Here is a 13,122-nt window from a genome sequence, read left to right on the forward strand (position 1 = left end):
CTGGAGCTTCCATCCCCTCACACTCACAAACTCACTCACCACTCCAAAGCACTTGCTCTTGAACTTGAAATTAAATAAGTTCAATCCCCACCCACTCACTCCTTCCACTCATACTTGTACTTGAATTTGTACCAGTCAAAAAAGACACCCCTCCCTAAGAAGTAGGTGCCTTAATATGTGAAATATAACGCCAGCGGATCAAATAGAAATAGAAAATCTGCATCAGCGCAAAGCCCGCCAGCACAAGCGCTAGCTCCTTAACAATAGAAATCTCAGCCAACGCATCCCAAATCACCTGCAACGACATAAACGCAAACACACTATGGATGAACGATACACCCCACGGGAAGAAAAACTGCGGAATTAATTGCCGGTTAACAATCTTCGTAAACTCTCTGTCCGTCATCCCAATCCGCTGCAACACCGCATACTGCCGTCGATCATGACTAAGCGACGTATACAACCGGAAGTAAATGAAACTGCCGGACGCAAGGAAAAATACGCCTGCGAGTAATAAGCCAATAAACAACAGCAACGAAAACGTCATACGGATATGCGAATAATTCAACCCCGGATTCTCAAACTCGTAGCGCACCGGGTCACGGTGTTCGAGCATGAGCCCCGCCAACACTTGAGCATGGATAGTCAGACCAATTTCCCGCGTCTCCTGCCAATCCCTTACGTTAAATGCATAATAATTAAACGCCAATGCATCGACATTTGCTTGTTCTTCAATGCGATCGAAATCCAAATGATTCACGACAATCGTATTGAGTCCAAGCGCGTTTGGTGGAAACAATTTATACGGATACACGCCTTCAATCTCGAGTGAGACACCACTATCAGCCAGTTCAGTGTTGACTGATTCCGTCGACAATTGATTGGCCGCGGCGGCTGTTGCGGGTAAAAACAACGCATGTCCTCTATGTAATGAAAGCGGCTTTTCCCCGAAGCTTACAGCCAGTTCATTCAGATCAGACAGCTTGACGATATTGACTTTATTCTTAGTATAAGAAGATTGCTGTTCCAGCACACGAAATCGTACAGCCCAGTAATCAAGGCCTGCTTGATCGAGCTCATTGGTCAGTTGCGCGATATGTGGATACTCGAATTCATTATGCGGCAAGCTTTTATAGATAAGCCCAAGTGGATTTACTTCACGATATTGCGAAGCGAATGACGTTAACGATGCCAGAATACCGACTGACATGAACGCGATAGTCGAAACGATCGTCACGATGAAGAACATCCGCGCATTTTCTTTTAAACGTACAATGCTTTCCGAAATCGAGATCAACCAAAAGTCGCGCCAGAAGATGTTCTTTTGCCGTCGCAATGCATGCAATACGAGCGGTAACGTATCGGTGAAAAAGTAATACGTCCCGAATGTGATGAGTGGCGGTAGCAAGAAGAACAGACTGAGGATGCTCGAACGTGATACGAACGCTGCCATAGCGTAGGCGAGCAACAATAGCACGACTCCGAAGATCCCACGGCTTTTCGAGTACGAATACACCGATTGTACGGCCATATCCCCATGTAATAAATCCGAGACTTGTCCTTGCTGAATGAATACAGGTGCGATATAGGAAATGATGGCGAATAAACTAAGGAATGCACCCATCGTCAACACAAATGGTTTCCAGGACAAATAAAGCGGTAATACCGGTATTTGCACGATCGCTTTGACGATCATGAAGAAAAACTTTGAAAACATGAAGCCAAGGAAAATTCCGCTTATAATTGAGGCGAAGCCAAGCAACATCGTCTCGATGAAAATGAGTCGATGCAACTGGCGTTTGGCCATTCCGAGAAGCAACAACACACCGAACTCTTTCGATCGCGCCTGCAAAAATGCACGCATTGAATAAAATAGGAAAAACAGCGTGAAGATGAATAGAATGATTTCCGCTATTCCCATACCGAGTGTTGAAATCTCTTTTAGAAACGTATTTTCAATCGATGGATGGAATAGCAACATCGAATAGAGGAAAAATACCATAACGGAAAATACACTCGCCATGAAGAATGCCGCATAGACCCGGCGGTTACGAACGACATTACGGTAAGCGAACTGTCGAAAAGTCATTCACGTTACCTCCAAGTAATGACAACACATTCAAGATACGCTGGAAAAATGTTTGCCGGCGTTCATCTTTATAAATTTCATTGAAAAATTCTCCATCTTTAATAAACAGAACGCGGTCACAATAACTCGCAGCAATCGGGTCATGCGTCACCATAATAATCGACGTCTTTTCATGCTGATTAATATGTTCAAGTAATTCAAGCACATCTTTCGCGGATTTCGAATCAAGATTTCCTGTCGGCTCGTCCGCTAACACAATGCTCGGTTGATGGATGAGCGCTCGTCCTATCGCAGTTCGTTGTGCTTGTCCACCCGATAGTTCATCTGGTCGCCGCTCCAAAATATCTTCCAAATTCAACTTTTGCGCCATATCTTGTACACGTTTCTTCATCTCTGCAACGGGCAATCCATCAAGAGTTAACGGTAATACAAGATTTTCTTCCACCGTCAGCATTTGCAGTAAATTGATTTCTTGAAAGACAAAACCAATTTGTCGTCTACGGAATAAAGCAATATCGTTTTGACTGAGCTTTTCAGGTTCCACGCCTCCGATGACAATCTTGCCATACGTCGGAATATCGGTGGCCATCAATAAGTTTAACAATGTTGTCTTACCACTCCCCGATGGCCCCATGATCGCAACGAACTCCCCTTCTTGCACATCGAAGTCCAATTGATTCAATGCACGATGTATTACTTTTCCTTCGTAGATCTTCGTGACATCTTCCATCTTAACGACCGGTTGCGTCATCTGATTGTTCACCCGCCTCTCCGTCTTTAAATAATAATGCGATTGTCGTGCCTTCTCCTTGTTTCGAGGAAATCGTCAGTTGATGACCCAGTTTCTCACAAACTTCGGATGCGATGTACAATCCCATGCCCGTCGATTCTCCAGACAATCTGCCGTTTTCTCCCGTGAAGAAAGCTTTCGTTACCCGGTGTAAGTCCGATGCCGGTATGCCGATTCCTTCATCCACAATTTCAAGACACAGACCTTCTTGTAACTGGACTGCATTCACATGTATTTTCTTACCTTTTTCAAAGGTATATTTTACAGCATTCGTAATGAATTGATTGAGCATAAACTTGATCCACTTTCGATCAGTTGCGACGGTTAAGTATTCCTCCACATTCAGCACAGGAAACAGACCGTTCGTAATGAATAGTCGTTTATTTTCATTCAGCACTTCTTGCAACACTTGTCTCAACAATAGCCGTTCAATTTGCATATCTTCTTCAAACGTTTCAAGCCGTGCATTGACAAGGACGATATCCAATCCATTTTGGATGCGTCCCACTTCCTGCTCGATACTCTTCTTGTCCACTGTATCTTCTTGCAATAGTAAATTAATGACCGAAATGGGTGTTTTCATTTGATGCACCCATTGATTCATGAAATGCAAATGACGGTTTTGTGTGTCATATAAAGTCTGTACTTCACGTTGATACAAGCGATACAATTCGCGCGTAAATTCCATCGTCATTCGATGTTCGGCCGTCATGACATGCCGTATCAAAGCATCTTCCATTTGCTTTGGTTTTTCAACAATCTTCGCATAATATGTACGCCGCATGATGAATTTAGCTCCCAAATAACCCGCCGTAAGTAAAATACTCATCGCGACCGAATAGATGGCTGTGTTCGGATTGCGGAAACCGTCTAGCCAAAACAACAGTAGTATGAACGACACCAGCCCGACCTGAAACAGCATGAACGGTACATGCTCTTTAACGAACAGTGTGAATGCTTTCATTTGGCTTCCGATTCCGGCATGAAACGATACCCCGCACCGCGCACTGTTTCAATCCAAGATTGCACGTCATAATCGGTCAATTTCTTGCGCACTCGAGCCATATTAACGTTAAGCGTATTTTCATCAACGAATGATTGATCATCCCACAGTTCTTCGAGTAACCTTTCACGTGATACGACTTTCGGAGACTCGCCCATCAACAATTCCAGAATGACGCATTCTTTCTTCTGAAGTGGAATTTCTTCATTGCCTTTTTGTAACGTCATCCGTTCTATATACAACGTCAAATCGCCCGATACGATCAAGCGCTCCGATTGATTCGGGGAATATTCGCCAAACGATCGACGCAAATGACTTTTAATTTTTGCTAATACAATTTCATAATGAAACGGCTTCGTTATGAAATCATCGCCTCCATTTTCGAGCGCAAACACTTGATCCATATCACCTGAGCGCGCCGAAATAAAAATAATCGGACACATCGTATGCTGTCGTAACTGACGACACCAATAGTAGCCGTCATAAATCGGCAAGTTGATATCTAAAAGCACTAGATGTGGATTATACGCGTTGCATTCTTCCACGACTCGGTCAAAGTCCTGTATGATCGCGACTTCATATTGATATTTTTCAAGCGTTCCCGCTAACAATTGAGCAATTTTCAAATCATCTTCCACAATAAATATTCGATGCTTCACCGTAACCCCTCACTTTCTCTTTATGTTCAGTATAGCGTATTTTACAGCACACATAAATGAAACTTCATATACAAACAGCGCATGCCCCGCAAGACATGCGCTGTTCCTTAATAGATTACATCTACAAATTCTTCTAGCTTAATCCCACCAAGGATTTTCTCCACGTCCATAGATTCAAGCGCTTCTGTGATCGACTTGCGCTCATATTTCACACCGATTAAACGATTTTCGATTTCTTGGACTTCGCCCACACCGAAAAAGTCACCATAGATATTGACGTTTTCTATACTGCCTTTTTCTACTTGCAAGCGGACATCGATTCCGCCAACAGGAAAACGTTTGGACTGTTGCAAGTTGAACTTCGGTGAACGCCCATAATTCCACTCCCAGTTGCCATAACGCTCTGCAGACAATTCATGAATTTTTTTCCAGTCTTCATCCGTCAACACGCGATACTCAATATTTTCTTCGCCATCGAACATCGAATTCAAAATTTCTTGTCTAAACTGTTCAATTGAAATAGGCTCTTCCAAGAATTCTGAAATATTTGCGACACGACTGCGAATCGACTTGATCCCTTTTGACTCAATTTTGTCCTTCTTCACTTTGAGTGAATTCACGACACCTTCCATATCTGTATCAAACAATAACGTCCCATGGCTAAACATGCGGTCCTTTGTAGCAAATTGGGCGTTTCCTGAAATTTTACGTCCATCGATCAAAATATCGTTACGTCCAAGCAATTCCGCTTTGACACCCATTTTCGCAAGCGCTTCTGTTACTGGCTCCGTGAACTTCTTAAAGTTACGGAACGACTCCCCATCGTCTTTCGTGATGAAACTGAAGTTCAAGTTTCCTTTATCATGATAGACCGCACCGCCACCTGATAGTCTACGTACAACGTGAATGCCTTGACGATCGACAAACTCCGTATTGATTTCTTCTACTGTATTCTGGTTTTTCCCGATAATGATAGAAGGTTCATTGATGTAGAACAGTACATACGAATCTTTGTCTACGTCCATCGTGTTGAGTACATATTCTTCAATAGCCAAGTTAATACGTGGGTCTGTGATGCCTTGATTATCGATAAATTTCATAGTTTCTTCTCTCCTCACAAAATTGTCGCATTTATTTTCTGTTAATTCTCACAATTAAAGCCGACAAAACAGCTCGAAAGCGCGTCACAAAGGGCCTGAATCCATTTTAACAGAAAGATAAATGAAATGTTGACTTCCGGCATCTGTTATAATACAATGTGTATATGCCAAAGAGTTATACAACAAACAAAAAGGGGATGGATAAAATATGGTAGAAAGCATCGTAGAATTTTTCAAGAACTTGCCGGCGAAGGTTTGTGCGACATGTGGAACTGAAATTGAAGAGCAGCACGAGTGTTACTCTAATCAATGTAATCATTGCAACGTAAAATAAAAAACTTTCATTCGGCGAATATTCCTATATTCGCTTTTTTTATGCGTAAAACATCATAAAACAGTTGGCGCATTATGCTAACCAAACTGCGCCATTCCCCTTACGAACTGCGCCTTCCACTGAAATCTACTTGTTATACAACATAAAAAATCCGTACAACATTTGTTGTACGGATTTTATCCTATTACGTAAATAGCTTTGCTAGCACTTGATCTTTTGCTGCGACACCTTGATCGATACAGTCAGGCAAACCCACTCCATTATAGGATGCACCTGCAAGCTCGATCATCGGAAACGCTGATTGCATTTCCTCTCGCGCACGTATAATTTTCTCTTTATGGCCAACGCGGTATTGCGGTCGGTCTTCTTTCCAGCGTGTGATGATACAGAAATCCGGTTCACCTGTAAGCTCGAGAATTTCTTCCAAGTCTTTGCGAACGATTTTTTCTATTTCAGCATCTGGTAAATCGACAATCGCTTCTTCCCCAACGCGTCCGACGAATGCACGCACCATCACTTTGTCATCAGGTGTGGTCGTCGGCCATTTACGGTCGACAAGCGTACAAGCTGTAATGGAATGATTGCTGCTACGTGGTACTAAGAAACCCGTTCCATCAATATCGCTCTGCATCGCACTTTTTGGGTAACCTAGTGCTACGGTTGCGACAGATGTCATCGGAATCGTTCCTAGTTCTTTCAACAGACCATGCGGTTCGAACAAACGGCTCGCTACGGTGTGGCTCGTTGACAAGATCACTGCATCCGCTACGATTTGCTGTTGATCATTCAATGCCAGTACAGCACGGTCGCCTTGTTTCATGATGTTGGTGACACGCGTACCTTTCATAACATTGACATCCGTCAGCTGTTCTTCCAATGCTTCTACCAAGGAATCTAGACCTTTTCTAAATGTATGGAAAGCGCCCATTTTCTTTGAACTGTGACTATTCTTTTGCGGTAGTTGCTTAGGAGTGGTCTTCTTCATTCCCAAAATCAAGCTACGATGATTTTTTTCCACTTCATAAAACTGTGGAAAAGTCGACTCGAGGCTCATATGATCAATATCGCCGGCATAGACGCCTGACAATAATGGCTCGATGAGATTTTCTACCACTTCTGTGCCAAAGCGACGGCGGAAAAACTTACCGAGCGACTGATCTCCAGTTACTTCAGAACGTGGTAATACAAAGTCGCCGGCTGCGCGTATTTTACCACTCAAACTAAATAAACCGGATGTAACGAAAGGTTTGATTTCAGTCGGTACACCCATGACAGCACCTGCCGGGATTTTGTGCATCTGATTATGCAACAAAATATACGCTTGCCCTGTTGCGTTTCGAACAAGTTGATTTTCTATCCCCAAGTCAGTCGCTAATTGGTCTACACTTTTTTTACGGATCAAAAAGGAGTCGGGACCGCGTTCGATTACATAGCCGTCTCGACGGACTGTTTGGATTTTTCCACCTAGTTTTGTTGATGCTTCAATCATGATGATATCTATGGGAAGTCCTTGTTCACGGGCATCTTTTTGCATATAGTACGCTGCAGCGAGACCCGTGATTCCGCCGCCGATTATGACTACTTTTTTTCGTTCACTCATGTCCTTTTTCACTCCGATCCACTTGAGTTCATTTTATTGCGTGTAATTGATCCATTACCGCATCCGCCATTGCATCAATGAATAAAGGATCGGTGTTCGGCATGGCAGGTCTGTGGTACGCTGCGCCGATCTCGTCACATACTACTTTACACTCGTAGTCGTTATCGTATAGAACTTCTAAGTGATCCGATACGAAACCAACTGGTGTGTAAACGAATGATGTATATCCATTTGTTTCAAACAGTTCACGTGTTAGATCTTGTACGTCCGGCCCCAACCAAGGATCAGGTGTTTGCCCTTCACTTTGCCAACCGAGTGCGTATGTTTTAACGCCTGCTGCTTCTGTAATCATTTCTGCTGTTTCTTTCAACTGATCAGCATATGGATCACCATTAGCCAGAATCTTTTCTGGCAATGAGTGAGCTGACACGATCAAGCATGATTTCTCACGTTCTGTCTCGTCCATCGCATCATACGTTTGACGCAATTGGTTCGCCCAGTACTCGATGAATTTCGGTTGCTTGTACCAGCTTTCAACGGAAGTAAGTGTAATCCCGTGCTTGTCTGCTTCCTCTTTCGCGCGACCGTTGTACGATTTAACAGAAAACGTAGAGAAATGTGGCGCCAATACAATCGATACTGCTTCGGTAATGCCATCTTCATGCATTTCTTGTATGGCATCTTCCACGAATGGCGCAATATGCTTCAGACCTACATATACTTTAAACTCCATTTCGTTTTGTACAGCATTCAAACGTGCGCCTAGTGCGTCCGCTTGATCATCCGTAATCCGCGCAAGTGGTGATATGCCTCCGATTGCTTCATAGCGATTGCGAAGATCTTCTAGTTGTTCCGGAGCCGGCGGACGGCCTCTACGGATGTGCGTGTAGTATGGTAATAGATCGTCATAGGAGTTGGGTGTTCCGTACGCCATAACGAGTAAGCCCATTTTCTTTTTCGTCATCATATTCACCTCGTAATTGGATTATTATTTCGAACGTAATTCTCTACTATATTCATGTACGAAAGCTGTTAAGCGTTTCAATGTTGCAGGTTGTACTTGAGGGAATACGCCATGGCCCAAGTTGAAGATGTGGCTACCGTGCTCTACACCTTGTTCAACAATAAGCTTTGCACGTTCTTCGATGACTGACCAGTCTGCCAGTAACATGGACGGATCCAAGTTTCCTTGCACTGGTTTTGTCATACCGCGCTCACCAGCTTCTTTTATAGACAAGCGCCAATCCAGTCCGACCACGTCGACTGGTAGGTCATGCCATTCATTCGCCAAGTGACTTGCGCCGACTCCGAATGTAATCAATGGAACATTCAATTTACGTAGTTCCGAGAAAATACGAGTCATAGTAGGTTTAATGAAGATTCGGTAATCCGAAACATTTAATGCGCCTACCCATGAATCAAATATTTGCACCGCTTTCACGCCAGCGTTAACTTGTGCTTGGATATAACTAATCGTCATATCAGCTAATTTATCCATCAATGCGAACCAAGCTTGTGGCTCAGATACCATGAAGGATTTTGTCAGGTTATAGCTCTTTGAAGGACCGCCTTCGATCATATAGCTCGCAAGTGTAAACGGTGCGCCTGCAAAACCGATCAGTGGAACATTCAATTGCTCTTGTGTCAGCATTTTTATCGTATCCAAAACATAAGGAACTTGCTCTTCTGCTGAAAACTCCCCTAAGTTAGCGATGTCTTGTGCAGAACGAATCGGGTTGGAGATAACAGGGCCTACGCCTGGTTTAATCTTTACATCTACTCCGATCCCTACAAGTGGTGTAACGATATCTTTATATAAAATGGCTGCATCTACATCATATTGATCTACTGGAAGTTTTGTTACATACGCACATAGTTCAGGCTGATGCGTAATTTCTTCCAAGGAGTATTTCTCTTTGATTTTAAGATATTCGGGCTGTGAACGTCCCGCTTGACGCATGAACCAAACGGGTGTGTGTTCAATTTCCTCGCCTCTCGCAGCACGTAATAATGTATCATTAAAAGTTGACATATTCAGAGATACCTCTTTCCATATTTTTAATTTCTTCCACGTGACTCATATACGTTCTCATGATAAACCGTTGACAAGTTAATGTATAGTGAATTGCGCCTTTGTCATAATTTTGTGCTAAGACAACTCCTATTTCTGCCATGCTTTAGACAATCATTCCTAACTTGCTTGCAATAAGTGTTTGATTCGGGTGATTTAAGGGAATTACTACATGTAGAATCATACACTGTAAATAGTGCTTTCAATAAAACGTAGCACTGACGATCGTTACTAGCCAAAGGAGGAATTTTCTATGAATATTTATATGACAACTGGAACGCTGGGTTTTATGGAGAAAATCAAAGATCAGCACGCTGACGAATCAATACTTTTAATGAACGGTGGCGGTAATACGCTGTTGCTTCATGAGACGAATGGCAAAAGCATATTTCAAACACCAAGGAAGTTTGAAGTAGTAGGTTCTTACGGTAACCTGACAGAGCCTGGATTCTTTGCAATGGATAACGTTGCGGTGACAGATGAAGGGAAACCTATTTTCGAACATCAGTACAAGCACTTAGGTGAAAATCTTCAAAACATGCCAGGTTTCGTAGCATTCCGCTTACTGCGCCCTATCGGTTCTGATACGTATACATTATTGACGCAATGGACAGATCGACGGTTGTATGAGATTTGGTATAACTCCCCTGGTAATCAGTTATCCGATAAAACGGTATTCAAGGATGCGGGTGGTGCTACACAACATATCTTCACAAGCGCCCCATACACTACTCATTATAAAACCCCTACTGAAGAGGTTTGACGTTTCGACGTCAGACCTTCTTTTTATTGGAAAGTGATCTAACTTATCATTTTTATACTATATTCATTCAGTTTATTTACTCGACACTTCAAAACATGAGTTTGCGATGTGGCTTGCTGCTTGCTATACTGAATGAGCTGATTGACTTATTTGTCTATTCGAGAGGGGTTTTATAATGAGAAAACAATTATTCCAGAAACTTGAACAATCTTATGACGATATGGTAGAGATTCGCCGATATTTACATATGAACCCGGAAGTTTCGTTTAAAGAAACGAAAACCGCTGCCTATATCGCTGACTTTTATAAACAGCTTGGCATAGAAGTACGTACTGGAGTAGGCGGCAATGGTGTCGTCGCAAGAGTCAAAGGCGCGAAGCCAGGAAAAACAGTTGCTTTGCGGGCAGACTTTGACGCATTACCTATTCAAGATCAAAAAGAAACACCATATGCATCCACTGTTCCTGGCGTTATGCATGCTTGTGGACACGATGGCCATACTGCTACGCTCCTTCAATTAGCAAAAGCAATGAATGAAATGCGCGATGAGCTTTCTGGAGAATATGTATTTATCCATCAACATGCGGAAGAATTGGCTCCAGGCGGTGCGATCGCGATGATTGAAGACGGCTGTTTAGAAGGTGTCGATGTCATTTTCGGCACGCACTTATGGTCATTATTCGAATCAGGTGTCATCTGTTACGCTTCAGGCCCGATCATGGCTGCAGCGGACCGATTCCACATTACAATTCAAGGAGCTGGCGGACACGGCGCTTCTCCACATCAAACGAAAGACGCGATCGTCATCGGTTCACAGCTAGTGATGAACTTACAACAAGTCGTCTCAAGACGTACAGATCCTATCGAGTCAGCTGTTCTATCAGTCGGTTCATTCGTGGCAGAAAACGCCTTCAACGTCATCGCGGATCAAGCTGTTCTAAGCGGAACCGTTCGCACGTTCACCAATGACATACGCAACCTAATGGAACAAGAAATAAAGCGTATAGCAGAAGGCACAGCCTTGGCGCACGATTGTGAGATCACTGTAGAATACTTCCGCGGATATCCAGCAGTGGTCAATCATGAAAATGAAACGAACTATCTAAAAGCTGTTGCTGAATCTATTCCAGAATTAAAAGGTGTAGAAGAAATGCAACCTCAAATGGGTGGGGAAGACTTCGCCTACTATCTTGAAAAAGTTCCGGGCACTTTCTTCTTCACAGGCGCTCGGCCGATAGATGCATACCCTCACCACCATCCACGTTTTGACATTGATGAAAAGGCTATGATTGCTGCGGCTAAAACATTAGGTGCAGCGGCTATTGAGTATCAGAACTGAATTTTAGTCATACACTGAAGATCACGCCTTCGATAGTAGGCATGTCTTCAGTTTTTTAATTCATTTTATGACTACTATGTGAATTGGCTCACCGCGGTTTCCTCCCAAACGCGTCCACCTACAACATCGTGCCACCACCTATCCATCACTAATCGATAAAATCCACCACGTTAATAGAATATTTACTCTTTTTATAATATTATAGTTGATTTTAGTTTTTTCTATACTATAATTAATACGTATATGGTCCTATTAAACGGGAGGGAACGACATGGCTAACCCACATTATCTATCGTCTTACATCGTTACATTTCATACTTTTGCATTACTTCATGGGCAACATGCGAATCCATACTATACAAAAGTAGTGGAAAGCGACCGGACTTTTATCGTTGAGAAAACACCACTTGAAATCATGAGGGATTCTTGTGCACATTACCGTTCCAACTTTGAGGCCATCATTAACAGCTCCAAAATGGATTTGAAAAATCGACCGAAGCCACCCATCATGCTGACACATTCAAATGACCGACCATTATTATTTTTTCCTTTACTGTCCCCTACATTACATAAAAACTCATGGGTAGCCTATCATGCAGTAAAAGACGCTGTGCAACACGAAGAGGGTGTGACCGTTATTTTAAAAAACGACACGCAGATGCAATTAGATACTTCGATAGCTACTGTTTATCGTCAAATGGCGCTATCACATATTTTGTTTCAACGATTTGAAAATGCTCAGGAAGAATTGCGAAGTTCTTATTATATGATCATGGAGCCGAAGAGTTCTGACACGACAATTTCCTAATATACAAATTCAATAACTCTTCCGATCGATTACGTAAACGGACATTCAAATAACGACGTATATCTTGATAGCCATCATGTAAAAATATATATTCCGTAAATAGTTCATCTGTTGAATGGCGTATCACTTTCATTTTATGCTCTTGCAAGTACATAGAAGTTGTTTGTAAATCAACAGAAACTGTATTCATCGTTTCGTCCAGCAAATTAAGATACGGACTTTTCAATTTAAACGGTACCTTCTCTAACAATCGACGGTCACGTTCCATAATCGTCAATAGCATAGGAAGATAAATGTAGTTCTCCAAATATGGCATTGCCTCTGCGGGGATCAAAGGCATTGAAATCGCCTCCTTATAGAACGTATGTTCTTCAGTTGATTATAATTCCTTTAGCGAAGAAAAGCAAGTACTCTTAGTATGGCTTTTTTTTGCATAAAAAACTATATGATTGCTTCGCAATCTCTGCCATGACGGAAAGGTAGCTCGTCCAGTATAATGAAGATAGGTAATACAAATCCGTACGTTTAATGGGTTTTGCCGAACCTGTATAAAAAACTGGATGAGC

The 13,122-nt window shown here is 42.6% G+C and carries 13 protein-coding genes; 4 read left to right on the forward strand and 9 right to left on the reverse strand.

Annotation, left to right across the window (positions count from 1 at the left end):
- Positions 1-154 precede the first annotated feature (154 nt).
- From CSV73_RS15780 to lplA, 5 genes are all read right to left on the reverse strand, one after another.
- The gene (locus tag CSV73_RS15780; protein ID WP_099628046.1) at positions 155-2,089 is read right to left on the reverse strand and encodes an FtsX-like permease family protein; all 1,935 of its coding nucleotides are present in this window, start codon (positions 2,087-2,089) and stop codon (positions 155-157) included.
- Positions 2,061-2,840 (reverse strand): ABC transporter ATP-binding protein, encoded by a 780-nt coding sequence (locus tag CSV73_RS15785; protein ID WP_085132969.1) that lies wholly within the window; start codon positions 2,838-2,840, stop codon positions 2,061-2,063. Before CSV73_RS15785 ends, CSV73_RS15780 begins: the two co-directional genes overlap by 29 nt.
- The gene (locus CSV73_RS15790; RefSeq protein ID WP_099628047.1) at positions 2,821-3,843 is read right to left on the reverse strand and encodes a sensor histidine kinase; all 1,023 of its coding nucleotides are present in this window, start codon (positions 3,841-3,843) and stop codon (positions 2,821-2,823) included. Before CSV73_RS15790 ends, CSV73_RS15785 begins: the two co-directional genes overlap by 20 nt.
- Positions 3,840-4,541 (reverse strand): response regulator transcription factor, encoded by a 702-nt coding sequence (locus CSV73_RS15795; RefSeq protein ID WP_085132967.1) that lies wholly within the window; start codon positions 4,539-4,541, stop codon positions 3,840-3,842. Before CSV73_RS15795 ends, CSV73_RS15790 begins: the two co-directional genes overlap by 4 nt.
- A 107-nt stretch (positions 4,542-4,648) precedes the next feature.
- Positions 4,649-5,641: a lipoate--protein ligase gene (gene lplA / locus CSV73_RS15800; RefSeq protein WP_099628048.1), complete on the reverse strand. Its 993-nt coding sequence runs from the start codon at positions 5,639-5,641 to the stop codon at positions 4,649-4,651.
- A gap of 208 nt (positions 5,642-5,849) precedes the next feature.
- On the opposite strand from lplA, the gene yhfH reads away from it, so the two are divergent.
- Positions 5,850-5,975: a protein YhfH gene (gene yhfH, locus CSV73_RS15805; protein ID WP_083035173.1), complete on the forward strand. Its 126-nt coding sequence runs from the start codon at positions 5,850-5,852 to the stop codon at positions 5,973-5,975.
- Positions 5,976-6,159: 184 nt separating this feature from the next.
- On the opposite strand, the gene hemY is transcribed toward yhfH, so the two are convergent.
- From hemY to hemE, 3 genes are read right to left on the reverse strand one after another with little or no spacing between them, the layout of a single operon-like run.
- Positions 6,160-7,575, reverse strand: a complete 1,416-nt coding sequence (gene hemY, locus CSV73_RS15810) for a protoporphyrinogen oxidase (RefSeq protein ID WP_085132965.1) — start codon at positions 7,573-7,575, stop codon at positions 6,160-6,162.
- Between the two features lie 28 nt (positions 7,576-7,603).
- On the reverse strand, positions 7,604-8,539 hold the full coding sequence (gene hemH / locus CSV73_RS15815) for a ferrochelatase (protein ID WP_085132964.1): 936 nt from the start codon (positions 8,537-8,539) through the stop codon (positions 7,604-7,606).
- Positions 8,540-8,563: 24 nt separating this feature from the next.
- A complete protein-coding gene (gene hemE, locus CSV73_RS15820) occupies positions 8,564-9,607 on the reverse strand; it encodes a uroporphyrinogen decarboxylase (RefSeq protein WP_085132963.1) in 1,044 nt (347 codons plus the stop codon).
- A gap of 292 nt (positions 9,608-9,899) precedes the next feature.
- Here hemE and CSV73_RS15825 point away from each other — a divergent pair, with 292 nt between their 5' ends.
- The 3 genes from CSV73_RS15825 (at position 9,900) to CSV73_RS15835 (ending at position 12,556) form a co-directional block, all read left to right on the forward strand.
- A complete protein-coding gene (locus CSV73_RS15825) occupies positions 9,900-10,409 on the forward strand; it encodes an antibiotic biosynthesis monooxygenase family protein (protein ID WP_085132962.1) in 510 nt (169 codons plus the stop codon).
- Between the two features lie 175 nt (positions 10,410-10,584).
- Complete coding sequence (locus CSV73_RS15830) at positions 10,585-11,748, forward strand: M20 metallopeptidase family protein (RefSeq protein ID WP_085132961.1); 1,164 nt, start codon at positions 10,585-10,587, stop codon at positions 11,746-11,748.
- Positions 11,749-12,019: 271 nt separating this feature from the next.
- The gene (locus tag CSV73_RS15835) at positions 12,020-12,556 is read left to right on the forward strand and encodes a competence protein ComK (RefSeq protein WP_085132960.1); all 537 of its coding nucleotides are present in this window, start codon (positions 12,020-12,022) and stop codon (positions 12,554-12,556) included.
- On the opposite strand, the gene CSV73_RS15840 is transcribed toward CSV73_RS15835, so the two are convergent.
- Positions 12,519-12,896, reverse strand: coding sequence for a YhjD family protein (locus CSV73_RS15840; protein ID WP_085132959.1), 378 nt, complete (start codon positions 12,894-12,896; stop codon positions 12,519-12,521). The two genes, CSV73_RS15835 and CSV73_RS15840, sit on opposite strands and share 38 nt — an antisense overlap.
- Between the last annotated feature and the right edge of the window lie 226 nt (positions 12,897-13,122).

Source organism: Sporosarcina sp. P1 (assembly GCF_002743155.1).
GTDB classification, from domain to species: domain Bacteria; phylum Bacillota; class Bacilli; order Bacillales_A; family Planococcaceae; genus Sporosarcina; species Sporosarcina ureae_B.